We start from the raw sequence: 25,750 nt of genomic DNA on the forward strand, positions 1-25,750 counted from the left end.
GTTTTATGGCGTATGTCGGATAGACGATCGATAGTAGAACAAAGTATGGGGGGACGGGCTAAATTGAGAGAATACGAAGAGTTCGATAACAATGAAGAAGCGCAAAGAGGCGTGAGCCACTTTCCTGAGCAAAAGCTTGAAATTACCCGTGTAGAGAAGATGAAAGGACGCAATGCCAGGTATATCATCTATTTTGGTGAATACGAATTATCCGTTCTTGAAGATGTGATGATTAAATATCGAATGATAAAAGGGAACACTTTTCATAAAAATGAGCTGGAAGAAATCATAATTGCAGATGAAAGGCAGCGTGCTTATGTAGAGGGACTTCGTTTTCTCGGACGAAAAGCAAGGACGCGACATGAAATATCAAAAAAATTAAAAGAAAAAGAGTTTACATTACCTATTATTGAAGAAATATTAACCAAACTTGAGCAAGAGGGACTCATTGACGATTCATTATATGCTAAAGAATGGACTAGACAGCGTATTTCAAATCACCGCAAGGGAAAACTGTGGGTAGGTCAAGAGCTTCGTCAAAAAGGCATTGCCAAAGATGATATCACAGAAGCACTTGGTGAAATTAGTGTGGAAGAAGAGTGGAACAGCGCTCTTATGGTTGGACGCAAAAAATGGAATCAGATCAAAGGTGATCTTACGGAAAAGAAACGTAAAACTTTCCCTTTTTTAATGAGAAGAGGATACTCTGGAGAAGTGACACGAAAGGTAATGACAGAACTTGTTCGAGAGAGCTCTGAGGAGGAACAGGAGTTTGATGAGGATTTTTAGGGAAAAAGTGGTGACCGAGGTCCCTAAAATGTTCATTCTCTTGACAATATCTTAACACGAATACTAAAATGTACATGAGCCTATGCAACAAAAAAAGTATTTTTTCCTTCCAAAAAAGTACAATTGTTGCAGAGTCTTGTATAAAGGTTGTAATGTAAGCCCGCCATGTCCTGCGGCGGTAGAGTGTACATGCCCTGGCGTGTACAAAAAAAGAAACAGTGATTTTCACTGTATGGATTTTTTTGTAAATGTGAAGTCTTGAAATGCAAAAAACAAAACATGAATATCCCAAGGAGAAATCCCTTGGAGGAATCAACGAGGAGGTGAACAGAATGGATGCTATCGCCTGGTTAATTCTCGTTGTTGCCGCTTTAGTTTTTGGGGTTATTGGGTTCCTTGCCGGATATTTTATTCGCAAATCTTTAGCTGAAGCTAAAATTTCCAGTGCTGAAGAAGCTGCAGTCCAAATCGTAGAAAATGCGAGAAAAGATGCAGAAGCACTGAAGAAAGAAACGGTACTTGAAGCGAAGGACGAAGTCCATCGTGTACGTACTGAAGCTGAAAAAGACATTCGTGAACGTCGAAATGAAATTCAACGACAAGAAAGACGATTGTTGCAAAAGGAAGAATCGCTGGATAAAAAAATGGATTCCTTGGAACGCAAAGAAGAACAAGTGGCCAACAAAGAGAAGCGAATTGATGAGACGCAGCAACAAATTGAAACAATCTACAAGAGTCAGGTAACGGAGCTTGAAAGAATCTCCAATCTGACGATGGAAGATGCTCGAAGCATCATTCTGTCCAACGTAGAGCAAGAAGTTCGTCATGAAACGGCTCAAATGATTAAGGATATTGAGCAACAAGCGAAAGAAGAGGCGGATAAGAAATCCCGCGAGATTATTACACTGGCTATCCAGCGTTGTGCAGCTGATCATGTTGCCGAGACTACCGTATCGGTCGTGACATTGCCTAACGAAGAGATGAAAGGACGTATTATCGGTCGTGAAGGCCGTAACATTCGTGCACTTGAAACCCTTACAGGGATTGATCTCATTATTGATGATACTCCGGAAGCAGTTATTCTCTCAGGCTTTGACCCAATTCGCCGCGAGATTGCAAGAACCGCCTTGGAAAAACTAGTGGCAGATGGACGAATCCATCCTGCACGTATTGAAGAGATGGTTGAAAAATCGCGTAAAGAAGTGGATGAACGTATTCGTGAATACGGTGAACAAGCTACCTTTGAGGTAGGAGTTCATGGATTACATCCAGATTTAATCAAAATTCTTGGACGACTTAAATTCCGTACCAGCTATGGACAAAACGTGTTGAAGCATTCGATGGAAGTAGCATACCTGACAGGGCTGATGGCTGGAGAACTTGGCGAAGATATCGTACTTGCCAAGAGAGCTGGTCTACTGCATGACATTGGTAAAGCACTGGATCACGAAGTGGAAGGTTCACACGTGGAAATTGGCGTGGAATTAGCGAAAAAATATAAAGAACATCCTGTTGTTATTAACAGTATTGCATCGCATCATGGTGATGAAGAAGCCACTTCTGTTATAGCGATGTTGGTCGGAGCAGCCGATGCTTTGTCCGCTGCAAGACCGGGAGCACGTCGTGAAACACTGGAGACTTACATTAAACGCTTGGAAAAACTCGAAGCGATCTCCGAATCATTTGATGGAGTTGAAAAATCTTACGCGATTCAAGCAGGTCGTGAAATTCGCGTCATGGTACAACCGGATAAGATCGATGATGCTGAAGCGTTCCGCTTAGCACGCGATATTTCGAAAATGATTGAGAACGAATTAGATTATCCAGGACATATTAAAGTAACGGTCCTCCGAGAAACACGTGCGGTAGAATACGCTAAATAAGAATGAAACGAAGAAAAGTGGCCGAGCTTCGGCCACTTTTCTCATTCATAGATGATTAATTTTCTCGTATATAGGTTAAAAGGAGGCAACACACATTAAAGTTCTATTTATCGGAGACATTGTTGGCAGCGTTGGTCGGAAAGCATTGAAGGAAAACCTTCCATTACTCAAAACAAAATATAATCCTCATATCATTATTGCGAATGGTGAGAATTCAGCATCGGGCAGAGGGATAACTCAGTCCATTGCCAGACAGTTCTTTGACTGGGGTGTTCATGGAATTACAATGGGGAATCACACTTGGGACAATCGTGATATTTTTGAATTTATCGATGATGAACCTCGCTTGATTCGCCCCGCTAATTTTCCGGAAGATTCTACACCAGGGAAAGGCCATGCTGTAATTAAGGCAAATGGGAAGGAATTGGCTATTGTTAATTTACAAGGCCGGACCTTTTTACCCGCGCTAGATGATCCTTTCCGCAAAGCTGATGAACTGGTAGATGAGCTCAAGAAGAAACATAAATGCATTCTCGTTGATTTTCATGCGGAGGCAACTTCTGAGAAAATAGCAATGGCCTATTATTTGGATGGCCGAGCTTCAATTGTGGTTGGTACACATACACATGTGCAAACCAATGATGAGCGAATACTAGAGGAAGGTACTGCGGCGATTACCGATGTTGGGATGGTCGGACCGAAAGATGGGATTTTGGGTATGGAACGGGAAGCTGTACTTCATAAATTTCTAACCAGTCTGCCAGTACGATTTAATGTGGACGAAGGAAAATGGCATTTCCACGCAGTTATTGTTGATATCGATGAAAACACGGGTAAAGCAACTAAGATTGAAAAAATCCGGTTGGTTGAAGATGAGTGGCGAATGGAATAAAGGATTCGTTAGACCTCTTTTGGCCAGGACGCTAGCACCTGATAAAAAGAAGGAATCTTTTACATTCTCGCGAATAACATTTATTAGAGTCTGTTCAATCAAAAGATCAAGCTAAAAACAATCGGGCGGACTATTGCATGTACCAAAGAGGGCGAGATATTCAGTTCAGATGCTGCATTTTCACATGTTGGACCATGTCGTGGAAACAATCCATCATCCTATTCCCAGGGGAGGTACTTACCATGGACGTATTAAAAGTTTCAGCCAAGTCCAATCCGAATTCAGTCGCAGGTGCATTAGCAGGTGTTCTAAGAGAACGCGGAAATGCTGAACTGCAAGCGATTGGTGCAGGAGCTCTTAATCAAGCAATAAAAGCAGTAGCCATTGCCCGGGGATTTGTGGCACCGAGCGGAGTTGATCTCATTTGTATCCCTGCCTTTACGGATATCGTAATCGACGGGGAGGACCGGACAGCAATTAAATTGATTGTAGAACCCAGATAAATAAGTAGTTATCTTAGCCTGTTTGCACTCGTTGCAAATGGGCTTTTTTGCGTATTCATGCATATAGAAAGAATGAGGATATGAATAGCTTCTTATGGCGGTAATGCGAAAAAGATGAAGGGAGTTCTTTTATGAAGTTAGATATTCCAGTTATTGATATGCACTGTGATGTACTGTATAAAATGCAGTTTGAACCAAGTCTCGACTTTCTAAACGATTCTGAACTAGATGTAACGATGAGCAGGTTGCAGGAAGGGAAAGTAGCGCTTCAAACATTTGCGATATATTTATCTGATCGGCTGGGTACACCGCGATTTGAACATGTCTATAAACAAATAGAGATATATGGCAGGCTAATCGAACAAAAGAGCAGTACGCAGGGTTTACGGCCTTTACGATGGAAACAAGATGCAGAGGAACTCCGTAATCTTATCTCCCAAGGTGAATGGCAGCAAAGGAATCAAATATGGAGTTTGTTATCACTTGAAGGTGTGGAGGGTCTTGAAGGGAAACTTTCTTATCTAGATCTCATTTATGAAAAAGGTGTTCGGTTTATTGGTGTCACATGGAATTATGCAAACTGGGCAGCAGATGGAATTCTGGAAGAACGAAATGGAGGCTTTACGAACAAGGGGAAAGCGCTCATTAAGAAATGTAATGATATAGGACTGATTTTAGATGTATCACACTTATCAGAGACGGGGTTTTGGGAGCTTGCAGATTTGTCGGAACAGCCGATGATTGCTTCCCATTCGAATGTAAGATCGATTTGTCCGCATCCTCGTAACCTTACAGATCATCAGATTCGTGCGCTCATTGCGCTGAATGGGCGAATCGGTATGACATTTGTGCCTTGGTTTGTGAAGAAGGAAGGGAAAGTTACAAAAACAGATCTCTTACAACATATTGATCACGTATGTGCTTTAGGAGGAGCAGACCATATCATGTTTGGATCGGACTTTGATGGTATTCATCAGTGGATAGAGGGTCTTGAACATTCTGGCAGGTATCCTGATTTGGTAGAACTACTGCTGAAATACTATCCCGAATCGTTAGTGAGACGGTTTATGTATGATAATATGCTTTCGTTTCTATGTGAAAATCTCAAGGATAAACCTAATTTAAAGTCTTAAAAAGCACTGAAATTGAAGGATGCCTTTTCAATTGGGTCTTAATATGGGTATAATATAGGACGGACCAAATATATAGACAGAGAATTAAGGAGTGTTATTTGAAATGACTAAAACAGTACCAGTAGGTGTGTCTGCACGTCACATCCATTTAACCCAAGAACATGTTGAAGCTTTGTTCGGAGCTGGATATCAATTGACTGAATTTAAACCGTTGTCCCAACCTGGACAATTTGCAGCAAACGAAACTGTTGCTGTTATTGGACCAAAAGGCCAATTTGATAAAGTAAGAATTTTGGGACCGGCACGTCCGGCAAGCCAATTGGAAATCTCTCGTACAGATTCTTTTGCAATCGGAGTAAAAGCTCCCGTTCGTGAATCCGGAAGTATTGAAGGTACACCTGGTGTAACTCTAAAAGGACCAGCAGGCGAAGTGACTTTGGAAGAAGGCGTGATTGTAGCTGCAAGACACATTCATTTCCATACTTCTGATGCAGAAAAATGGGGCATTAAAGATAAAGAATTGTTAAAAGTTCGTCTTGGCGGAGAACGTGGTCTTGTTCTTGAAAATGTCATTGCACGCGTATCTGATTCCTTTGCTCTTGATATGCATATTGATACAGATGAAGCAAACGCAGCTGGTGCTAAAACTGGTGATGTAGCTGAAATTATTGGCTAAGCATTTGTCCTTATAAGTACTAAATAAGTAAGGGTTGTTTCTATGGATTTTTTAATCCAGAAGGGACAACCCTTTTTTGTATGTTTAGGATGGGGAAGTACGGTAGATATGCACTGTGAATCATGATATAATTTGATGTAATGCCTTTTTGAGTTGGATATTGATGATCGATGATGGATAGGAAATACGAAATAGATTTAGCGTAAGGAGTGACCGATCTACCATGACGAAAGATACAAAGGATTACTCCAAGTATTTTGATTTTTCGGATGCAAAAGTACTCTCTGAAGATGAATTCGGCAAAAAAATCCGAATTCGTGGACGTGAAATCAATATTATATCGGAGCCTAATCACAAACGCGAGAAACAACGGGGGAAAGAGAATATTCAGGTGTTGTATGATAATGCGATTCCTGAAGAACTAAAAGCAATCGGTAAAGGAAAACACTATCTGGTATATACTTATGGATGCCAGATGAATGAGCATGATTCTGAAACGATCAAAGGGATGCTGGAAGAGATGGGGTATCAGCCGACCGAAGATCGTAAGGAAGCGGATATTATTCTTTTAAACACTTGTGCAATCCGTGAAAATGCCGAAGACAAGGTATTCGGTGAATTAGGTCATCTAAAACATCTGAAGACGGAAAAACCGGATTTGTTACTTGGTGTATGTGGATGCATGTCACAAGAAGAAAATGTAGTAAACCGTATCCTGCAGAAGCATGGGTTTGTCGATATGATTTTTGGAACACATAATATTCACAGACTGCCTTATCTAATCAAAGAAGCTTACTTTAGCAAGGAAATGGTTGTTGAAGTGTGGTCCAAAGAAGGCGATATTATTGAAAATATGCCTAAGAAACGTCAAGGTTTGCGCGCATGGGTTAACATTATGTATGGATGCGACAAATTCTGTACTTACTGTATTGTTCCATTTACGCGCGGGAAAGAGCGCAGTCGCCGGCCTGAAGATGTAATTGCGGAAGTCCGTGACTTAGCTCGCCAAGGTTTTAAAGAAATCACTCTGCTAGGGCAGAACGTGAATGCCTACGGTAAAGATTTTACGGATATAAAATATGGTTTTGGTGATCTCATGGACGAGATTCGCAAAATTGATATTCCAAGAGTGCGTTTTACAACTTCGCATCCGCGTGATTTTGACGATCATCTCATTGAAGTACTTGCCAAAGGCGGAAATCTGGTGGAACATATTCACCTTCCGGTGCAATCGGGTAGTACTGAAGTGCTGAAAAAAATGAGTCGCAAGTATTCTCGTGAACGTTATCTTGAGCTTGCACACAAAATTAAACAAACAATCCCTGGTGCTGTCCTGACAACGGACATCATTGTTGGTTTCCCTGGGGAGACGGATGAACAGTTTGAAGATACACTGTCACTCGTTCGGGAAGTGGGATTTGACTTTGCATATACCTATATTTATTCACCTCGTGAAGGAACGCCGGCAGCCGTAATGGAAGACAATGTTCCGATGGAAGTGAAGAAAGAACGTCTACAGCGTTTGAACAAGGCGGTTCAAGAATACAGCTTTGAAGCACACGAGCGAATGAAAGGACAAATTGTCGAAGTTCTTGTAGAAGGAGAAAGCAAGAATAATGACGAAGTACTGTCTGGTCGAACTCGTGGAAACAAACTTGTTCATTTTGAAGGACCAAAAGAATTAATCGGTACTTTTGTACAAGTAGAAATTAAAGATGCTAAATCCTGGTATATTAAAGGTGATTGGCTCCCTTTACCACAAGCGGCAAATAACTAATATACAACAAGAGATACATTGCAATATGAGTCAACCTAACAGAATGGAGCGATCATTATGGAAAGCGATCAACTGAAAGTCAATCAATATGGTATGCCTTCATTTCGAACGCGGGATCTCATTATACGCGATGATATTATGAATAAGGCCAAAGAGCTCGCTGATTTAATCGGTACGAGCGAAGAAGTTCAACATTTTAAACAAGCTGAGTCTAAAATTCAAGAACATGAGCGAATTCAAGGACTCATCCAAAAGATGAAAAAGAAACAGAAGGAAATTGTAGCTTTTGAGTCATTTCAAAATAAAGAAATGGTTGCGAAGATTGAAGCTGAGATCGAGCAACTGCAGGATGAGATTGATGGCATTCCGCTGGTGACTGAATTCCAGCAAAGCCAAAGTGATATAAACTATTTATTACAGCTTGTGATGTCAGTTATCCACGATACGGTCTCTGAGAAAGTGAACGTGGAGACAGGAACGGATGCACCTCCATCACGATGTGATTAATACAGTAAGGGTGCGGAAATGTTTCCGTGCTCTTTTTCTGTATCATTAAATAGATGACAAGAGTAGAGCATAGGATACAGGGTATTCTAAAGTACGAACAGCATGAGGGGAGTTACACAGATGAAGATAATCGAACAGATGGTTCAAGATGCAGATGACCGTTTTTGGGGACTATTAGGTTGCAAATTGATTCAAGCCACAGAGAACAAAGTTACGGTTTCTATGATTGCGGAGAAAAAACATACGAATTCTATGGGAATCGTACATGGGGGAGTCTTATCGTCCCTAATGGATCAAACAATGGGAATGGTAGCGGTAGCGAAAAAACAAATGGATAACTGTGTTACTACAAATCTAAACGTTCATTATTTAGCACCGATGCATGAAGGGGAACTTTTGGTAACAGCCGAAGTGATTCATGAAGCGGGAAGAAGTTTAACAACAAGAGCAGAAGTAAAAAACGCAGATGGAGCGTTAGGCTGTATGGCTACAGCTTCCTTCCGTTTAGTTGTGCCTAAGAAATAAAGGAGTAAGCAAGATTAGCTTGCCCTCATATGGATACGGTTGACAAACAAGATAATGATGTCATAATGAAAATATCAAAATGAAATCATAGCGGTGATAATAGATGAACGAGGAAATCAACCATTTTGCAGGAAATAATGATCCGGATCGTATCCTTCAAAAAAAGAAATATCGGACACCTGATGGTGTACCAGCGGACATTGTTATGTTTACATTAACGAAGCGTGAGCGTAAGACGGTCACCAAAACGCTTCCCATTAGAGAACTTAAGGTGATGCTGATTAAACGTAAATCTTGGCCTTTTGCTGGAAAATGGGCATTGCCAGGCGGATTCTGCCAAGAGAATGAATCTATTTACGATGCAGCAAAACGTGAGCTCATGGAAGAGACCGGTGTAGACGGCGGACATCTAGAGTATCTTGGAGTATATAGTCGACCAGGAAGAGACCCGCGCGGCTGGATTATCTCTCATGCGTTTTTTGCTCTCGTGGAAGAATGGATGCTCGAACATAGGCAAGTAACAGATGGCGCAGAAGAAGTAGGGCTATTTACGATAGAAGAAGCACTGCACAAGCTGGAACTTGGCTTCGATCATCGAACGATCATAGAAGATGCCTATAGAAGGATACAAGAGCAGATGCTGCAAACAACCATTGCAAGGCAATTTTTGCCTCGGCATTTTACGCTTAGTGAATTATATCAGGTTATTCAGAGTGTCGTTCCTGATTTTGAGGAACCAAATTTCATTCGTAAAATCACTTCAACGAGAAGCCGCAAGGGAATTATTGAAGAAGTGAGAGATGAAGAGGGAAATCCGCTTAGCTCGAATCAGTATTCTCAGCGTCCTGCGCAGCTCTACCGATTTACTGACCTGAGGCCGAGAATATCCATTTATACGTAAAGAATAGAGATGAGGAGTGAAAAGGATGAAAGCTTTGATCGTCATTGACTACACAAAAGATTTTGTGGATGGTAATTTACCCGTAGGGGAACCCGCAATCGCTATTGAGGAAAGAGTCGTGGACATTACAAAACAGTTTATACATAATAATGATTATGTTGTAATGGCCGTTGATTTACATGATGAGAAGGATCACTTTCATCCCGAAACTTCGTTATTTCCACCCCATAATATACGAAATACAGCGGGGAGAGAACTTTACGGCAGGCTTGGCACATTGTATAAAGACAATAAAGAATCCATTTATTTTATGGACAAAACACGATATAGTGCCTTTGCGGGCACAGATCTTGAGATGAAACTACGTGAGCGCAGAATTACCGAGGTTCATTTGATTGGGGTATGTACCGATATATGTGTACTCCATACCGCAGTTGATGCATACAACAAAGGTTTTTCCATCACGGTATATGAGGATGCAACTGCCAGTTTTAATGCAGAAGGTCATGTGTGGGCACTGGGACATTTTAAGAATAGTCTAGGTGCAACCGTGACGAAGCAGACCCAATAATCATACCAAAGAAATTGTTTGCGGCTTCACTAGAGGCCTGAGAGGATGAGACAGATGCAAACCACAAGCCTGGCATTACATACGGATAAATATCAAATTAATATGATGTACGCGCATTGGGTGAACGGAACTCACAAACGCAAAGCCGTATTTGAGGCTTATTTCCGCAGGTTGCCTTTTAAAAATGGTTATGCCGTTTTTGCAGGACTTGAACGGATTGTACATTATATTAGTAACCTCAGGTTTACAATGGAGGACATTAAGTATTTATCCAGCCAGGAGGAAAATTATGATCCGGCATTTCTTGAAGAATTGCTGCAGTTTACTTTCCAAGGCACGATTTATGCAATGAAAGAAGGAGCACTCGTATTTCCAGATGAGCCGTTAGTTCGCGTCGAAGGAAATATTATGGAAGCCCAACTTGTTGAGACGGCGATCTTAAACTTTATGAATTATCAAACATTGATCGCTACCAAAGCTTCTCGGATAAAACAAGTTTCCGGCGATAATAAATTACTAGAGTTTGGCACAAGAAGAGCACAAGAAGCGGACGCAGCAATTTGGGGAGCTCGTGCTGCTTATGTAGCAGGTTTTGATGCAACGTCTAACATGCTTGCGGGTGAGCAGTTTGGCATTCCAACAGCAGGTACGCATGCGCATTCTTGGGTTCAAAGTTTTGAAAGTGAGCAGGAGGCATTTGATGCCTATGCCAAAGTAATGCCAGACCAGGTAACACTTCTCGTGGATACTTTTGATACACTCGGAAGCGGTGTGCCTCATGCCATTGAGACGGCGAAAAAACTAGAAGCCAAAGGTAAGAAAATGAATGCGATTCGGCTCGATAGTGGTGACCTTGCGTACCTATCTATACAAGCAAGAAAAATGCTTGATGAAGCCGGTTTTCCATATGTTAAAATTGTCGCTTCTAATGATCTGGACGAACACACCATATTCAATCTAAAAGCTCAAGGGGCACAGATTGACACTTGGGGCGTGGGTACTCAGCTCATTACAGCAGCGGATCAACCTTCACTTGGCGGCGTCTATAAGTTAGTAGAACGTGAAGTAAGCGGGGGCATGCAGCCGACAATCAAAATCTCTGCGAATCCCGAGAAGGTAACAACACCCGGCAAAAAAGAAGTGTACCGGCTTGTAGATCCTAAAACAAACAAAGCCATCGCTGATTATATCTGTTATCCCGACGATGAACAGCCAAAGCAGAAAGAACCATTACAACTATTTAATCCCGTACATCCTTACATGAAGAAGACGATTAAGGATTACGATGTTGTGACGATGCTTGAGCCTATATTTGTTGATGGGAAGAAAGTCTACGAACTTCCAACGTTAGAACAAATTCGCGAGTACCATCGTGAGCAGATCGGTATGTTCTGGCCGGAATATTTACGTAAGTTAAATCCGGAAATCTACCGGGTGAACATTAGCCCAGCTGCATGGAATCTAAAACAAAAAATGATTTCGGATTATATTCAATCTTAATGAATTCAACCGTAAAGGAATTCGTGAGGAAAGGTCGCCCTAAAGGCGGCCTTTTTCTCTTGTACAAACATTGACTTGAAACTCTGACTGATTTACCCGGGAAATAATTGCTCTTATTTTTAGGAGATTATTTCTCGGGAAAGCGCACGAGTTGGCATTTCCCGTCAAAATACTACGAACCTTGCCACATAGAAGTAGAATTGTGTCTATGCGTTTCTCGTCTTATATATAGGGTAATTTTTATAAAGGGTTGTTATATAACTCATGGAAAATGGTAGTAAGTTGTGTAACAATGGGTGCATGTAAAGTATACAAAAATGGATAAAGAGGAGAGATCAAGAAATGAACGAAGTGAAAAATCAGATGTTTCAAGCATATATAGTTCGTAAGGATGACAATGGGTTTCGGGCTGGGGTGGAACAACTTACACTAGCTGACTTGCCTGAAGCAGACGTTACGATTCAAGTGGAATACTCCAGTGTCAATTATAAAGATGGACTAGCTAGTATAGAAGAAGGAAAAGTCGTTCGTGGATATCCGGTTATTCCAGGGATTGATCTCGCAGGAACCGTGCTTGAGTCATCAGATGATAGATTTAAAAAAGGAGATAAGGTACTCGCAACAGGTTATGAGCTGGGTGTAAAACACTTTGGCGGTTATAGCCCATATGCGAAAGTGCCTGGTGATTGGCTTGTATCTCTGCCTGATGGTTTAACAACAAAAGAAGCCATGGCGATTGGTACAGCAGGATTTACGGCTGCGATGTCCGTAGAGAGTCTGCTGCGTACAGGTATAAATCAAGACTCCGGCCCGGTTCTTGTAGCGGGTGCGAGCGGGGGTGTTGGAAGTATGGCAATTTCGATATTGTCTGCCCTTGGTTTTGAAGTAACCGCAAGTACGGGGAAGAAAGAACAGGAAGAGGAACTACTTCAGAAGCTTGGAGCAACGCAGGTAATAACGCGAGAAGAAGCTTATGAGACGGGAAAAGGGCCTTTATCTGCCGAACGTTATGCAGGGGGCGTTGATCCTGTAGGAGGAAAAATGCTGCAGAGTGTGCTTGGATCCGTGAAATACGGGGGCGGAGTGGCTCTCTCTGGTATGACAGGCGGTTATGAGTTTGAATCTAGTGTCATTCCGTTTATTCTGCGCGGGGTTCAGCTCATAGGTATTGATTCCGTATATTGCCCGGCTGATAGACGCGCTCAGCTTTGGAAGCATCTCGCTAAAGAATGGAAACCGAAATCAGCGCTGCAGCGGGGCGTAAATGAAATCACCCTTGAAGAACTACCAGTTACGCTAAGTCGGATCTTGGATGGTAAAGCGGTAGGGCGTACTGTTGTGAAGTTGTCATAGAATAAGAAGGATATGGCTGTAAAGTAACGATAAAAAAGACGTTTTACGAATGAGCTAAGCTCGCTTCTACTCCCATTAAATAAACAAGGCAACTGATGCTAGCGACAGTATGCCTTGTTTGTTGTGTGTCTATAGGTTAACTGTTCTTGTAGATCTCTCGCATAATATGACGTAATTCTGGAGCAATAATTCGGGTGATGGCGAGCTTTACTGCACCCCTCGATCCTGGCATTGAAAATATAGCTTTAGAACCGATTGTACCCCCAACCGCTCTGCTTAAAATAGCAGCTGTGCCGATATCCTCAGTAAAACTAAGGTACCTGAATATTTCTCCAAATCCCGGAAGTTCCTTGTCGAGCAGAGAGTGTACTGCTTCGTATGTATTGTCACGCGGTGAAATTCCTGTACCCCCCGTTAGTAATATAGCCTCAATATCATCTCTCACTACGGCTTGATGAATGACAGAGTGTATAGTAGCCGTCTCATCAGGGATAATGATATAATCGACAACAGCGTAGCCGTTTGTAAGAAGAAGTTCCTGCATGAGCTGTCCACCGGTATCTGTATCCTTGGTACGTGTATCCGATACCGTAATAACCATACAGTTTACACTAGTTGGCGCCTCCTGTTTGTGTTCTTCGACAGAATTCATAAAAATCAATCCTCCAAATTCAAGATATGAATCTACTTTAGTCGATTACTTCAGTAGACGCAAACGAAGCGGATATTTGTTAGGTATTAGAAGACAGATAAAGCAGCTACATAATAAATACGATGAATCATTTATTACTTGAATAAAATGAAATGCACCTGATGGGAAGGAAGTAGGAAAGATGACAATAGAGCAAAATACTAACAATAAGACAATACCTGTATATATTTTATCGGGATTTTTAGGAAGCGGAAAAACAACATTATTAGTAAAGCTGCTTGCATATTGGAAAAGTAAAGGAATGACTCCTGCAGTTGTAATGAATGAGCTGGGGGAGGTCAACCTAGACGGTGAGCTTATTGGAAAAGATGTAAACATGGCTGAAATACTTGGTGGATGTATCTGCTGTTCTGTACGAGGTGACCTTGCTCCGCAGCTTGTGGAATTGGTACAGAGTTCCTCTCCTGATGTGATTGTGATCGAAGCAACGGGAGCTGCAAATCCAGTAGAAATTTTAGATGGGATTGCGGACACTTCTTTATATGTGAAACTTGAAATAAGAGAACTAATCTCTGTTGTAGACAGCATTCACTTACTCGATACGTACAGGAAGCAGAAGGGCAAAACTTATCGCTTGATGCAAGAGCAAATTCGTGCTGCTTCTCAGTTGCTGCTGAACAAAATTGATCTTGTTACGGAAGAGGAACGTCAGGAGCTGGGGGAGTGTTTACGCAGATGGAACCCGCATGCTGAGATTCATATGACGAACTACTGTGCCACTCCTCCTACAGCGATCCTAAGAGAGAACGAGCTTCCAGGAGTGTCGGCTGAACACCGTTCTGTAGCCGCAAATGAGGTAAGTGATAACAGCTCAGAATCTGATCACTCTCATTCACATGATCACGTAATGGCTTATACTCATTATTTCTCAAAACCCATTAATAGTGTGCAGTTCGAATCATGGCTAAAGCAGTTACCAAGAGATATCTACCGTGCCAAAGGGATTGTTACTTTTTCGGATACCAACAGTCGGTTTTTGTTTCAGTTTGCTTATCGTGAAACAGATTTCACGAAGCTTGGAAGCAGCGATCGTTTAGAAGATGTAGGTGTTTTCATCGGAGAACATTTTTCCAAAACAGAGATAAAGCGTTCATTACAGCAGCTTGAAGCTTATGGAGAAACTGCGGAATGAAAAATATAACGTAAAAAGTCGAATCTTAAGTATTGTCATTGCATATTGATTAGCGTATCCCTTCTTCGGGTAATAGAAGAACAAATAGCGAATACGCGGAGGTATATCACAATGACAATGACAAACTTAGAGATTGAAAAGCAAACTCAAATTGCAGCATGTATTGAAGCAATGAATGCGTGTAATAAATGCTATGTATCCAGCCTAAAAGAATATGACCTAGCTTCCCTGTGGGAAAGCATGAAGTATAATAAAGAAGCAGCCGAAATTTGCAGCTTTGCAGCAGCAGCCCTTAGCCGTGGAACGGTATTTGAACAAGAAATTCTGGCTCTCGTAGTAAAAGCTTGTGAACAATGTGCAAATGAAAGCGAAAAATTCGAACATATTCATTGTCAAAGCAGTGTAGAAGCATGCCGCCGTTGTGCAGAGATCTGCTCAACAATGAGCATGGCCGTATGATGTGTTGTTCCCTTATATATGTGAGTAGGGAAGAGAAGTAGCAGAAGAAGGAGTTTATCCTTGTTCTGCTTTTTTTAATTTTCATTATCATCCGAATCATGACTGTTTTAACTTTGTTAAAGGATCGAAAATTTTAGTTAAACGGAGTCTTCATCACAAATAATAATTCACTAAAAAAGTTGCACTTTAGCAAAACTAAATATATAATATTACAAAATTATACATTCGATGATCAAGAGAGTAATCCAGGACACCGTATTGTTAGCGAACCGGGATGGTGGAAGCCGGTATGCAGGATCTGGTATGAAACGCACTTGGGAGATGGTATGCCGAAATCGCAGTAGGCGTATCCGGTCATTGCGGACGTTACCCGCATATAAGGGGGATAGACACATCTTTTTCGTTATGTTTTTCGCAGAAACGAATCGGTGATCTTTTCACATAGAGTGGTACCGCGGGAATAATAGCTCTCGTCTCTGATAAACAGAGATGAGGGCTTTTTTTGATATCCAATTTTAAAGGAGTGTAGAAAGGATGTTAACGAAAAAGATAGCTGGGATTTTAGATTTACATCTAGATATGACAGCACATGAGATAGAATCTATGTTAGAACAACCACCTCATCCTGAAATGGGTGATGTCGCCTTTCCCTGTTTTTTGCTGGCTAAATCACTGAAGAAATCCCCTGCAATTATAGCAGCTGAACTGGCAGCTTCTATTCAAGAATCCGGAATAACAGCAGTGGCGGCGGGTCCATATGTCAATTTCTTTTTTCAGCGGAGTACTGCTGCCGAGGCAATATTTGCTCAGTTAAGTGAACCGGACTTTGGGAAGCTTTCTATAGGGGAAGGGAAAAAAGTAGTCATCGATATGTCTTCTCCCAATATTGCTAAACCTTTTGGAGTAGGTCATCTTCGTTCAACCGTTATTGGTGCCGCTCTATGTAGAATGTACGAAATGGCAGGATACGGCGTAGAAAATGTAAATCACCTTGGAGATTGGGGAACCCAGTTTGGTAAACAAATTGCAGCTTATAAAAGATGGGGGAATGACGAGAAGTTGGCGAAAGAACCCATCAAGGAATCACTTAACTTATATGTTAAGTTCCATGATGAAGAAGAGCATGATCAAACGCTTGGCCCAGAAGCAAGAGAGTGGTTTCGTAAGTTAGAACAAGGTAATGAGGAAGCCATCCGATTGTGGAATTATTTTATTGAGATCAGTATGCAGGAATTTGAACGGATGTATAAGCGTCTTGGCGTAGACTTTGACCATGTTCTTGGCGAAAGCTTCTATATCGATAAAACGGCAGGGATTGTGACAAAGCTTCAGGAGTCGGGTCTGCTTATCGAAAGCGATGAAGCGCTCGTTGTCCCGCTGGAAGAGGAGGGAATGCCGCCTTGTCTTATTATTAAGCAGGATGGAACGACGATTTATCCTACAAGAGATCTCGCGACAGCTTTTTATCGCCATGAAGAAATGGGCGCAGATGAAATTCTTTATGTCGTCGGTGCGGAGCAAAAACTTCATTTTCAGCAGGTCTTCGCTGTTCTTCACAAGTTGGGAAAGTCTTGGGCGGAAGACTGCATCCATGTTCCATTTGGTTTAATGAAATTTGAAGGGCGCAAAATGTCCACGAGACGGGGAAAAGTAGTTTTTCTGGAAGAGGTTCTTGATGAAGCCGTTCAGCGGGCACGTGAAATTATCAATTCCAAAAATCCAAATCTGCCAAATGCAGAAGAGGTAGCAGAGCAGGTAGGAATAGGAGCGATTGTATTTGGAGATCTCAAAAATCATCGGTTAAATGAAATCGATTTTTCACTCGAAGAGGCGCTTAGTTTTGAAGGGGAAACCGGTCCATATGTGCAATATACGTATGCAAGAATTCAAAGCCTGCTTACAAAAGCACAGGAAATCGTTCCACAAGGGAATACAAGATCCTATACATCGTTAGATAAAATATCAATAAGTGATGCTGCTTGGCATTTGTTAAAACACCTCTCTAGATACCCTGAGTATCTTGAAAAAGCAATCCGTTTAAAAGAACCTTCTGTACTCGCAAGGTATGTTATCGATACGGCTCAGTTATTCAATCGTTTATATCATCAAGAACGTATTTTGGACGGTGAGCCGCAAGAGCTGGAGTATAAGCTATATATAGCACAAGTAACAGGTCAACGGATTCAGCAGATCCTCACCTTGCTTGGAGTGAAAACACCGGAACGTATGTAGTCTATAAATGTGCAGCGAGGAGGAGCGGTCTTGGTCATTCAATTAAATGAAGTATCAAAAAAATATGGGGAGAAAGCTGTTATCTCAAATATTTCTCTGCAAGTTGATCAGGGAGAGTGCCTCGTGCTGATGGGTCACAATGGATCAGGAAAAACCACCCTCCTTGAACTGCACCCCAAATGTTAGACATTAACTAACATTGGAGGTGCAGTTTTTATATGGCTAAGTTTAGTTCAGATAAAAAATTACAAGCAGTTATGCGTTATCAAAATGGATCGGAAGGAATAAAATCGATTGCGAAATCGATAGGAATCCATCATTCTGTCTTATTAAATTGGATTAAGCAATATGAGCACCATGGTGAAGAAGTTTTTAAAAAGCGCTATACACCGTATTCCATACAGGATAAACTAGACGTACTTAATTATATGAACGAATTCGGGACGTCTGCTAGAGAAACGGCTGCAATATTTAATATTGCAAGTCATAGCACCATTTTAAGCTGGCAAGAGAGCTTAAAATCACATGGAATGGACGCCCTAAGACCAAAGAAAAAGGGGCGTCCATCCGTGAAAAAAGAATCGATCAAACGAAAGAATCAAACGTTAGTAGAAGGGTCCGTAGAGGCCTTACAGGCAGAAGTGGAACGTTTACGAATGGAAAATGAGTATTTAAAAAAGTTAAATGCCTTAGTTCAAAACAAGAAAAAATCACCAAGGAAGACAAAGTAAAGGTCATCTATGAATTAAGGCATAAATACTCGGTGAAGGCGCTTGTGGCATTTGCTGCTATTCCACGAAGCACATATTACGATGTAGTGAAGAAGCTAGATCGTCCAGATCCAGATGCTGACTTGAAGGCTGAAATCAAAGCGATTTACGAGGAACATGAAGGTCGATATGGCTATCGTCGCATTCGAGATGAACTAGCCAATCGTGAGCAAAAGGTGAACCATAAGAAAGTGCAGCGTATCATGAAAGAATTAGGCTTAAAAAGCGTAGTTCGCATGAAAAAATATAAATCGTACAAAGGAACGGTGGGCAAAATTGCGCCAAATATTCTAAACCGTAACTTTACGGCAGAAGCTCCGAATGAAAAGTGGGTTACGGATATTACAGAATTTAAATTATTTGGTGAGAAGCTCTATTTATCAACTGTGTTAGACTTGTTTAACGGAGAAGTTATTACCTATACAATCGGCTCTAGACCAACGTATTCACTTGTTTCAGAGATGTTAGAAAAGGCTTTAGAACGTCTCCCGAAAAAACATAAACTATTGATACATTCAGATCAGGGATGGCACTATCAAATGAAGCAATATCGTCATGCCCTTGAATCAAGAAGAATTATTCAAAGTATGTCACGTAAAGGAAACTGTTACGACAACTCTGTAATGGAGAACTTCTTTGGCATTATGAAGTCAGAGTTCCTCTATTTAAAGGAATTTGAAAGTATAGAACATTTTAAATCAGAATTAGAAAAATATATCAATTACTATAATATGAAACGGATCAAGGCAAAATTCAAAATGAGTCCAGTGCAATACCGAACTCATTTTGAAAAAGTTGCCTAATGAAATAACCGTGTCTAACTTTAAGGGGTCACTTCACCTTCGATTGCTCGCAGGGCTAATCTCCCCAACAGAAGGAAAAGTGCTCAGGACAATAACTGAGGGTAATAAAAAGACATCGGCAAGAAAAACAGGATATGCGATTGATCGTTTACCCGTAACAAATTTTACAGCAGAAGATTATTTACTTGCCATGGGTGCAATGCAAGGTCTCAGTAAAAAGGATATTCTATATCAAACGGGTATGTGGTTTGAATTATTTGGACTTACGGAGGATAAAAACGAGCTGATTGCTTCTTATTCGAAGGGAATGAGACAGAAGGTAAATATCATGCAAAGTTTGTTAGGTGATCCAGAACTTTTGCTGCTCGATGAGCCTTTGTCTGGATTAGATCGGAATTCACAGAAGAATTTGATCGAATTACTATCAGCATATAAGAAAACAAAGATGACCTTAGTGTTTGCTAGTCATGAACATCTAATTGTAAGCAAACTTGCAGATCGAGTAGTTGAACTGGAAAGAGGAAAGTTGATGCGAATGCTGCAGCCAGAAGAAATAGTAACATTTGATACCGTTGTGGTTCGAGTTACTAATCTATCCGAAGCAGACGCAAAAGTCATTTCTACTGCTGAAGGTATCATTGAACTCAGTAGACAGTCAAAAAAAGAAGCTGAGCCCGAAGTAACGATTATCATGCACGGAAGCCATAGCGATATTTTACTAGCACATATTCTAGCAAAAGGCGGATCGATACAATCCGTGATCAGAGAAGGAAAATAAACAATTTTGAAAGGAGGGAAAAGGTTGATCTTATCTAATATAACGTATCTTCTACGTACCTATCTGAGATCAAGTGCTTATTTTGTACCTTGTTTTCTGTACGTTTTAATTACGATGCTATTGTATTCCTATAAGCCGAACCCGATTGCTGATAGTTACAGTATATCGGCAATATTTCTCTTTTTTTGTATCATGCTGGGTAGGAAGAAGTTTATATCATGCAGAAAGCCCGGATCAGCGGGCTATTACGCTTACGCATTCCCCACATAGGTGGAAATACTATTTATCCGAATGGTTATCTGCCATCGTAGTGACCTTCTTGTTAGCGACCATAGCCATCCTGTATCCGGTTCTCACGATGATGTTTCAAGATTTCCCAAGTGCGAAAGAATGGGTTGCAGCAATCACTGGTCATTTCACAGTAGGAATTTTAGGAACATCTTTAGCACTGCTAACCCAGCGAAGTATGATTCCTCAATTGAATTATGGATTAAATCTCCTTATCGTATGGTCTCTTGTAGGCATATTGCATACACAATTGATAGCATTCCTACCTGATTCCGTCCTGTTTATCAGCTGGATTTTGCCTCCTGTATTACCGCTTATTCAACAAATGCTAGCACTTGAATCTATATGGCCTATGTTAGGTTTGGAAATTTATTCAATTGTATACGCTATTATCTTAGGTTCATGTTATGTTTATCTATCTTCTAAAAAAAGAGATGTCATGTTATAACGCTTACATCTTTTTTTAATTTTATATGTAAACGCTATCTTTCTTGGTTCATTGTTTTTTTAGTGAAAAAACGTTATTTTGTGTTACGATTACTTACATTATCATTGATTTTTATCAAATATCGTTAATTACATATATAGTTTCTTCTCCAAGAAAATTTTACAATATAAACAAGAGGAGGGGGAACAATGGCACAGATCTCTACGGACACTAGATTGGCGGAGCGCAAAAAACCAAGAGGTCTAGCGGTTCGGTTAAGAAAACAATGGGAGCTCCAGCTTATGGTGATTCCAGCGCTGATTCTTGTATTCATATTTAGCTATATTCCGATGTATGGAGTGCTGATGGCTTTCCAGGACTACAGTATTTTTGATGGATTTTGGGCGAGCCCTTGGGTAGGATTTAAACATTTTGAAATGTTCTTTAATGCACCAGAATTCTGGACAATTATGAGAAATACGTTGGTCATTAGTGCGTTAAAGTTAATGATTGGTTTTCCTGCCCCCATTATTCTAGCCCTGATGTTAAATGAAGTTAAGCAAATGGCATTTAAGCGAGTGATTCAGACCATTAGTTATTTACCTCATTTTCTGTCTTGGGTTATCGTTGCAGGATTTGCCATGTCGATTCTTTCAACGGACAACGGTAGTTTGAATATCCTCTTACAATCACTGCGTGTAATTGATGAACCTATTGGATTCCTTGGTACAGCTGATTATTTCTGGACAATTCTTGTAAGCACCAATGTATGGAAAGAAATAGGTTTTAACTCGATTGTATACTTAGCAGCAATCGCAGGAATTAACCCAAGTCTATATGAAGCAGCAGAGATGGACGGTGCAAGCCGCTTGAAACAAATTTCATTCATTACGATACCTTCTATTATGCCCGTGATTATCATCTTCTTTATTCTTGCGATCGGTAACCTGCTAAATGCGGGTTTCGAAGACATCTTGTTGCTTGGATCAAACCCGGTTCTTCGAGATGTTTCCGATGTTATTGACACTTATGTTTACCGAATTGGTATAGAGAATCAGCGTTTTTCTTACGCTACAGCGGCTGGACTGTTTAAAGCCGTTATCAGTGTAACTCTACTTACGGTAGCTAACTATATCGCACGTAGATCGGGGAATAGCTTATGGTAGGTTTAATCGTGCAACAAGGAGACATGTCGCAAGGGGGGCAACTAGATGAAACACCGAAGTTTGAATGATCGATTGATGATGTTTATCATCTACACGCTTCTTATTTTACTAGGGTTCTCGACATTCTATCCTTTCTGGAATGCGCTGGTGGTTTCCTTTAATGAAGGGATGGATACGGCGCTTGGAGGTATAACCTTTTGGCCCCGGGAATGGACACTCGAGAACTACAGCATTGTATTCCAAGATAGCAGAATAATAAATGGATTTTACATATCTATCATGAGAACACTGATCGGTACTCTATTTTCCATTTTGCTTACTGCTTTGCTTGCTTTTGCGATGTCCAAACAGGATCTTATCGGTAAGAAATATTATATGATCTTCTTTATCGTAACCATGTATTTCAGTGGTGGTTTGATTCCTACCTTTCTCGTAGTTCGCAGTCTTGGATTAATGGATTCTTTCTGGGTGTTCATCATCCCGACGTTAATCAGTGCATGGAACATGATCATTTTCCGAACCTTCTTCCGTGGATTGCCGGATGGTTTGCTGGAGTCTGCCCAGATTGATGGGTGCGGTCATTTTAAAACCTTTTTCCGCATTGTCCTTCCGCTCTCCGGTCCGGTTATCGCGACACTATCGTTATTCACTGCGATCTTCCACTGGAATGAATGGTTTCTACCAAGTATCTACATTAACAATGAAAAGTTATTGCCGATTCAGTCCATGCTTCAACAAATCCTTAATTCCAACATCATGAGTGAACAGATGTCACAGCTAGACTCTGCTGCACAAGCCCGTATGTCTCGCATGCAAAATGTGACCACAAAGTCGTTATCTATGGCTACGATGATGGTTGCGACACTTCCGATCATTGCCGTATATCCTTTTGTACAAAAGTATTTTGTGAAGGGTGTACTCGTTGGATCGCTGAAAGAATAGGTGTTTAAAGTCATTTGGCTTTGGACCATAGGTCGTTTTGCCAGATATAATAAGGGGAGGGTTTACAAAGATGTGGAAAAAAAGAAACAAAGGAACTAGCACCTTGCTGGTTGCACTGCTTGCATCAGCAATCGGTATTGCAGGTTGTTCAAGTGGTAATGGGGGAACGGCTACTACACCAGAAGCAGAACCGACTCCGCCAAAAGAAAATGTAGAATCAACTTCATTTGAACTAGGGAAAGAAGATCTGAATTTCACTTTCTATGGTCATTATGATTGGTACACAATGCCGCAGTGGGGCGGTGACGAAGCAAGTAAATGGATTAAAGATAATAAAAAAGTGAATGTTTCTGCCATTAATTCGGGGGGGAATGCTGCTCAAAAGCTAAACACCATGATTGCTGCTTCTGAACTCCCCGATGTGATCTGGATGGACCGTAATGCGGATATAGAGCGTCTGCGTGAGGCGGGAGCACTTGTCCCATTCGATGATTATCTTGATAAATATCCGAACCTAAAAGAGTGGGCTGGAGAAGAAACGTTAAATATGCTTCGCTCCAGCGACGGTAAGTTATATCAATTCCCGAATTGGTATACATCACAACCAAATGGTAATGCAGGATACTTGGTTAACAAGAAGATGTATACGGAGCTTGGTGAACCAGCGCTCGAAACCACAGAAGACCTCTATAATTATCTTGTAAAAGTTAAAGAAAAGTATCCGAATGTTGTTCCATTTGAACCGGATCTTGCGGTAGATGGCCAAGGACTGGATGTTCTTTACGGTTCCTTTGGCGAAGATCATCCTCCTGTCTTTGTTAAGGAGAGAGCAGTACCGAAAGACAATCAGCTGACTTCTATTTTCCTTGATCCTGTATTTAGAGAATCAACGCAATATGCAAGCAAATTGTTCCGTGAAAAATTAATGGCCCAAGATACACTTACGCAAACAAAAGATCAAATTAAGGAAAAAGTATATACAGGACGTGTTGCCGTCGCAGCAGGGGCAAGCCCGACCGAGTATGGTGCTGTGGGTGATATTGAGCTGAAGAAGAAAGATCCAAATGATGGTTACTTCATGATCTGGCCTGTGCATAAAGAAGGTCTCGACAAAAATAAAATCTGGGCGGGTACGTATAACAGCCTTGGTTGGAACGTAAGTGTGATTACGAAAAGTGCGAAAGATCCTGAGAAAATCTTTGCTTTCCTTGACTGGTATACCTCTCCTGAAGGCCAGCGTGTCATTATGTGGGGACCTGAGGGGAAATACTGGGATGGAACAGATGAAGACGGAGCTCCCAAATTTACAGATGCTTATGTAACCGATGTGGAAGGACGTAACAAAATGATGGATGCAACGGTTAACCTTCAGTGGAACGGAAATACCGTCTTTGTAGATAATGCGAAAATGAAGTTTGAAAAGACACTTCCAGCGGATCAGCAAAACTGGGAGACAAAATATCAATCCGAAGTTACTTGGAAAACGCAATTCAATGCGACAGAGTATATCAACCTGACGGCAATGCCTGAGTCCGAAGAAGGAATTATTCAGCAACAACTGAATGAGATTTTCACAGAAGCAAGAGCAAAAGCGCTTTATGCGAAAAATGATGAGGAAGTATTATCTATTCTTGATAAAGCTCATGAAAATGCGGTATCTATCGGATATGATAAGTTACTTGCTTACAAAACAAAAAAGTGGCAAGATAATATCGCTAAAATAGCTGGAAAATAATATAGCTTACTGCTCTCTGATTTCACGAAGTGAAGTATAATAATGGTAAACGCGCACCGCTCTTCAGAAGAACGGTGCCATGCGTTTATCATTTATTCGTTGTGAATTCTCTACAGGGGGAGTGACACTATGTATCAGGTGCTAATAGTGGACGATGAGATTTTAGATCTGGAAGGGATGTGTCGATTTATCCCTTGGGTGGAATTAGGGCTTGAAGTGACGGGATCCGTAAATAATGGATTTGAAGCCCTCGAAGTGATGGAAACTAAACATGTCGACATTTTAGTTACAGATGTACATATGCCTGGAATGTCTGGAATGGAGCTTGCACGTAAAGCCCTTCAACTGCGTCCAAATTTAAAATTAATATTTGTAAGCGGATACCAAGATTTCACTTATGTGAAGGAAGCTTTGTCCTTACAAGCCTATAGTTATGTACTCAAGCCAATGGATGATTCTGAACTGATTACCGCACTTCAAAAAATAACGAATGAATTGAATGAAAAACTTCTGCGCGAAGAGATGGACTTGGTATTTAGTCAGGCAGCGATCAAATCGATTGAGTATCACCTGATTGGAACAAGCTCAACTCATAAAAGCGAGCACCACGCAGATCTATACCGTATTACATCTGATGCGAAGGCGCTTATTTTTGATAAACCATTGGATTGCTTGGTCTCCTGTCTGCTTGCTTGTGATCGAGTCATGGTACAGGAAGAACTAAAGGAGTTGCTTGTAGTAGCTCGAGGCGAAAACAACAAATCTCAACTGCATTTTATGGTGCTGTATTTACTTATACGTATCGATCATTATGTCAGTACTCAATTGAATTACCCTATTGGTTTTATTCCTCTTAGTGAGCTTGAAGTAGAGAAGATCAAAAACCATCAAACTAAAAGTGAACTTCTCTCCTGGTTGACAGATCATTTATTGAATCTATTCGACATGGAGAATCATCCGAGGTTCAAACAAAAGAAACATGCCAAGGTGATCGGTCAGGTTATCCATTATATAGAAGAACATTTACATCTAAATGTAACGCTCCGCGAGGTCGCTGATGAGCTGTGCTTTTCTCCTAATTACTTAGGAGCGATCTTCAAGGAAGAGACGGGGAAAAGTTATAATGAGTATATTATTGCCCTGCGTATGGAGAAAGCTCGTGACTTATTGCGAGATCCAAAAATCAAAGTATATGAGGTAGCTGATCGTGTCGGTTACCGATATATGCCGTATTTCAGCAGACAATTCAAAGAAACATATGGGATGACTCCTATTGAATATCGTAGGAAAGCATAA

The 25,750-nt window shown here is 41.0% G+C and carries 25 protein-coding genes, 1 pseudogene and 1 other annotated feature; of the genes and pseudogenes, 25 read left to right on the top strand and 1 reads right to left on the bottom strand.

Translation table 11 applies throughout. From position 1 onward, the window contains the following. The first annotated feature begins 63 nt into the window (after window positions 1-63). From ACWPWY_RS04830 to ACWPWY_RS04890, 13 genes are all read left to right on the top strand, one after another. Window positions 64-789, top strand: coding sequence for a regulatory protein RecX (locus ACWPWY_RS04830; protein ID WP_454190631.1), 726 nt, complete (start codon window positions 64-66; stop codon window positions 787-789). Window positions 790-1,121: 332 nt separating this feature from the next. Then, a complete protein-coding gene (gene rny, locus ACWPWY_RS04835; RefSeq protein ID WP_454190632.1) occupies window positions 1,122-2,672 on the top strand; it encodes a ribonuclease Y in 1,551 nt (516 codons plus the stop codon). A gap of 94 nt (window positions 2,673-2,766) precedes the next feature. Further along, window positions 2,767-3,564 carry a TIGR00282 family metallophosphoesterase gene (locus ACWPWY_RS04840; RefSeq protein ID WP_454192795.1) on the top strand — a complete coding sequence of 266 codons (798 nt, stop codon included), beginning with the start codon at window positions 2,767-2,769 and terminating at the stop codon, window positions 3,562-3,564. 242 nt (window positions 3,565-3,806) lie between these two features. Further along, window positions 3,807-4,067 (top strand): stage V sporulation protein S, encoded by a 261-nt coding sequence (locus ACWPWY_RS04845; protein ID WP_007430104.1) that lies wholly within the window; start codon window positions 3,807-3,809, stop codon window positions 4,065-4,067. A gap of 131 nt (window positions 4,068-4,198) precedes the next feature. Then, window positions 4,199-5,200, top strand: coding sequence for a dipeptidase (locus ACWPWY_RS04850; RefSeq protein ID WP_454190633.1), 1,002 nt, complete (start codon window positions 4,199-4,201; stop codon window positions 5,198-5,200). Between the two features lie 103 nt (window positions 5,201-5,303). Continuing rightward, entirely contained in the window at window positions 5,304-5,876 is a 573-nt protein-coding gene (gene pduL / locus ACWPWY_RS04855) for a phosphate propanoyltransferase (RefSeq protein ID WP_454190634.1), read from the top strand. A 223-nt stretch (window positions 5,877-6,099) separates the two neighbouring features. Then, window positions 6,100-7,653 (top strand): tRNA (N6-isopentenyl adenosine(37)-C2)-methylthiotransferase MiaB, encoded by a 1,554-nt coding sequence (gene miaB, locus ACWPWY_RS04860; RefSeq protein ID WP_454190635.1) that lies wholly within the window; start codon window positions 6,100-6,102, stop codon window positions 7,651-7,653. Window positions 7,654-7,710: 57 nt separating this feature from the next. Continuing rightward, window positions 7,711-8,160 (top strand): RicAFT regulatory complex protein RicA family protein, encoded by a 450-nt coding sequence (locus ACWPWY_RS04865; protein WP_454190636.1) that lies wholly within the window; start codon window positions 7,711-7,713, stop codon window positions 8,158-8,160. A 120-nt stretch (window positions 8,161-8,280) separates the two neighbouring features. Beyond that, complete coding sequence (locus ACWPWY_RS04870) at window positions 8,281-8,685, top strand: PaaI family thioesterase (protein WP_454190637.1); 405 nt, start codon at window positions 8,281-8,283, stop codon at window positions 8,683-8,685. Between the two features lie 103 nt (window positions 8,686-8,788). Further along, a complete protein-coding gene (locus ACWPWY_RS04875) occupies window positions 8,789-9,586 on the top strand; it encodes an NUDIX hydrolase (RefSeq protein ID WP_454190638.1) in 798 nt (265 codons plus the stop codon). Between the two features lie 25 nt (window positions 9,587-9,611). After that, window positions 9,612-10,157: a cysteine hydrolase family protein gene (locus ACWPWY_RS04880; protein WP_454190639.1), complete on the top strand. Its 546-nt coding sequence runs from the start codon at window positions 9,612-9,614 to the stop codon at window positions 10,155-10,157. Window positions 10,158-10,211: 54 nt separating this feature from the next. Beyond that, window positions 10,212-11,657 carry a nicotinate phosphoribosyltransferase gene (locus tag ACWPWY_RS04885; RefSeq protein WP_454192796.1) on the top strand — a complete coding sequence of 482 codons (1,446 nt, stop codon included), beginning with the start codon at window positions 10,212-10,214 and terminating at the stop codon, window positions 11,655-11,657. Between the two features lie 342 nt (window positions 11,658-11,999). After that, window positions 12,000-13,010: an acrylyl-CoA reductase family protein gene (locus ACWPWY_RS04890; RefSeq protein WP_454190640.1), complete on the top strand. Its 1,011-nt coding sequence runs from the start codon at window positions 12,000-12,002 to the stop codon at window positions 13,008-13,010. Window positions 13,011-13,146: 136 nt separating this feature from the next. Here the strand turns inward: ACWPWY_RS04890 and ACWPWY_RS04895 are convergent, their stop codons facing one another. Next, window positions 13,147-13,668, bottom strand: a complete 522-nt coding sequence (locus ACWPWY_RS04895; RefSeq protein ID WP_454192797.1) for a MogA/MoaB family molybdenum cofactor biosynthesis protein — start codon at window positions 13,666-13,668, stop codon at window positions 13,147-13,149. Between the two features lie 175 nt (window positions 13,669-13,843). Here ACWPWY_RS04895 and ACWPWY_RS04900 point away from each other — a divergent pair, with 175 nt between their 5' ends. The 12 genes and pseudogenes from ACWPWY_RS04900 to ACWPWY_RS04955 all read left to right on the top strand — a co-directional run bounded on the left by ACWPWY_RS04900 (window position 13,844) and on the right by ACWPWY_RS04955 (window position 25,750). Further along, the gene (locus ACWPWY_RS04900) at window positions 13,844-14,854 is read left to right on the top strand and encodes a CobW family GTP-binding protein (protein ID WP_454190641.1); all 1,011 of its coding nucleotides are present in this window, start codon (window positions 13,844-13,846) and stop codon (window positions 14,852-14,854) included. Window positions 14,855-14,965: 111 nt separating this feature from the next. Continuing rightward, complete coding sequence (locus ACWPWY_RS04905; protein WP_454190642.1) at window positions 14,966-15,313, top strand: four-helix bundle copper-binding protein; 348 nt, start codon at window positions 14,966-14,968, stop codon at window positions 15,311-15,313. A gap of 219 nt (window positions 15,314-15,532) precedes the next feature. Beyond that, window positions 15,533-15,794 (top strand) — a binding site (T-box leader). A 53-nt stretch (window positions 15,795-15,847) separates the two neighbouring features. After that, window positions 15,848-17,545, top strand: a complete 1,698-nt coding sequence (gene argS, locus ACWPWY_RS04910; RefSeq protein ID WP_454190643.1) for an arginine--tRNA ligase — start codon at window positions 15,848-15,850, stop codon at window positions 17,543-17,545. A 30-nt stretch (window positions 17,546-17,575) separates the two neighbouring features. Then, window positions 17,576-17,731 (top strand): ATP-binding cassette domain-containing protein, encoded by a 156-nt coding sequence (locus ACWPWY_RS04915; protein WP_454190644.1) that lies wholly within the window; start codon window positions 17,576-17,578, stop codon window positions 17,729-17,731. Between the two features lie 32 nt (window positions 17,732-17,763). Then, window positions 17,764-19,118, top strand: a protein-coding gene (locus tag ACWPWY_RS04920) for an IS3 family transposase (RefSeq protein ID WP_454190117.1) whose coding sequence is annotated in 2 segments (ribosomal slippage) — window positions 17,764-18,217 and window positions 18,217-19,118 — 1,356 coding nt in all. Because the reading frame shifts where the segments join, the coding sequence is not laid out codon by codon here. Between the two features lie 10 nt (window positions 19,119-19,128). Next, window positions 19,129-19,896 carry an ATP-binding cassette domain-containing protein gene (locus ACWPWY_RS04925; protein ID WP_454190645.1) on the top strand — a complete coding sequence of 256 codons (768 nt, stop codon included), beginning with the start codon at window positions 19,129-19,131 and terminating at the stop codon, window positions 19,894-19,896. A gap of 145 nt (window positions 19,897-20,041) precedes the next feature. Then, window positions 20,042-20,632, top strand: a complete 591-nt coding sequence (locus ACWPWY_RS04930; RefSeq protein ID WP_454190646.1) for a hypothetical protein — start codon at window positions 20,042-20,044, stop codon at window positions 20,630-20,632. 188 nt (window positions 20,633-20,820) lie between these two features. After that, window positions 20,821-21,777, top strand: a complete 957-nt coding sequence (locus ACWPWY_RS04935) for an ABC transporter permease (RefSeq protein WP_454190647.1) — start codon at window positions 20,821-20,823, stop codon at window positions 21,775-21,777. A 45-nt stretch (window positions 21,778-21,822) separates the two neighbouring features. Further along, entirely contained in the window at window positions 21,823-22,719 is an 897-nt protein-coding gene (locus ACWPWY_RS04940; RefSeq protein ID WP_454190648.1) for a carbohydrate ABC transporter permease, read from the top strand. 70 nt (window positions 22,720-22,789) lie between these two features. Then, window positions 22,790-24,454: an extracellular solute-binding protein gene (locus ACWPWY_RS04945; RefSeq protein ID WP_454190649.1), complete on the top strand. Its 1,665-nt coding sequence runs from the start codon at window positions 22,790-22,792 to the stop codon at window positions 24,452-24,454. 129 nt (window positions 24,455-24,583) lie between these two features. Next, window positions 24,584-24,997 (top strand): annotated as a pseudogene (locus ACWPWY_RS04950) (response regulator); the annotation flags it as partial. Between the two features lie 402 nt (window positions 24,998-25,399). Next, window positions 25,400-25,750: a helix-turn-helix transcriptional regulator gene (locus tag ACWPWY_RS04955; RefSeq protein WP_454192798.1), complete on the top strand. Its 351-nt coding sequence runs from the start codon at window positions 25,400-25,402 to the stop codon at window positions 25,748-25,750.

The sequence above is a fragment of the Paenibacillus sp. Marseille-Q7038 genome (assembly GCF_965111595.1).

Coding starts and splice junctions, on each gene's coding strand:
- ACWPWY_RS04865 (WP_454190636.1), top strand. CDS start 7,711: ATGGAAAGCGATCAACTGAAAGTCAATCAATATGGTATGCCTTCATTT.
- ACWPWY_RS04850 (WP_454190633.1), top strand. CDS start 4,199: ATGAAGTTAGATATTCCAGTTATTGATATGCACTGTGATGTACTGTAT.
- ACWPWY_RS04890 (WP_454190640.1), top strand. CDS start 12,000: ATGAACGAAGTGAAAAATCAGATGTTTCAAGCATATATAGTTCGTAAG.
- ACWPWY_RS04905 (WP_454190642.1), top strand. CDS start 14,966: ATGACAATGACAAACTTAGAGATTGAAAAGCAAACTCAAATTGCAGCA.
- argS (WP_454190643.1), top strand. CDS start 15,848: ATGTTAACGAAAAAGATAGCTGGGATTTTAGATTTACATCTAGATATG.
- ACWPWY_RS04875 (WP_454190638.1), top strand. CDS start 8,789: ATGAACGAGGAAATCAACCATTTTGCAGGAAATAATGATCCGGATCGT.
- ACWPWY_RS04945 (WP_454190649.1), top strand. CDS start 22,790: ATGTGGAAAAAAAGAAACAAAGGAACTAGCACCTTGCTGGTTGCACTG.
- rny (WP_454190632.1), top strand. CDS start 1,122: ATGGATGCTATCGCCTGGTTAATTCTCGTTGTTGCCGCTTTAGTTTTT.
- ACWPWY_RS04955 (WP_454192798.1), top strand. CDS start 25,400: ATGGAGAATCATCCGAGGTTCAAACAAAAGAAACATGCCAAGGTGATC.
- pduL (WP_454190634.1), top strand. CDS start 5,304: ATGACTAAAACAGTACCAGTAGGTGTGTCTGCACGTCACATCCATTTA.
- ACWPWY_RS04885 (WP_454192796.1), top strand. CDS start 10,212: ATGCAAACCACAAGCCTGGCATTACATACGGATAAATATCAAATTAAT.
- ACWPWY_RS04940 (WP_454190648.1), top strand. CDS start 21,823: ATGAAACACCGAAGTTTGAATGATCGATTGATGATGTTTATCATCTAC.
- ACWPWY_RS04870 (WP_454190637.1), top strand. CDS start 8,281: ATGAAGATAATCGAACAGATGGTTCAAGATGCAGATGACCGTTTTTGG.
- ACWPWY_RS04935 (WP_454190647.1), top strand. CDS start 20,821: ATGGCACAGATCTCTACGGACACTAGATTGGCGGAGCGCAAAAAACCA.
- ACWPWY_RS04880 (WP_454190639.1), top strand. CDS start 9,612: ATGAAAGCTTTGATCGTCATTGACTACACAAAAGATTTTGTGGATGGT.
- miaB (WP_454190635.1), top strand. CDS start 6,100: ATGACGAAAGATACAAAGGATTACTCCAAGTATTTTGATTTTTCGGAT.
- ACWPWY_RS04845 (WP_007430104.1), top strand. CDS start 3,807: ATGGACGTATTAAAAGTTTCAGCCAAGTCCAATCCGAATTCAGTCGCA.
- ACWPWY_RS04900 (WP_454190641.1), top strand. CDS start 13,844: ATGACAATAGAGCAAAATACTAACAATAAGACAATACCTGTATATATT.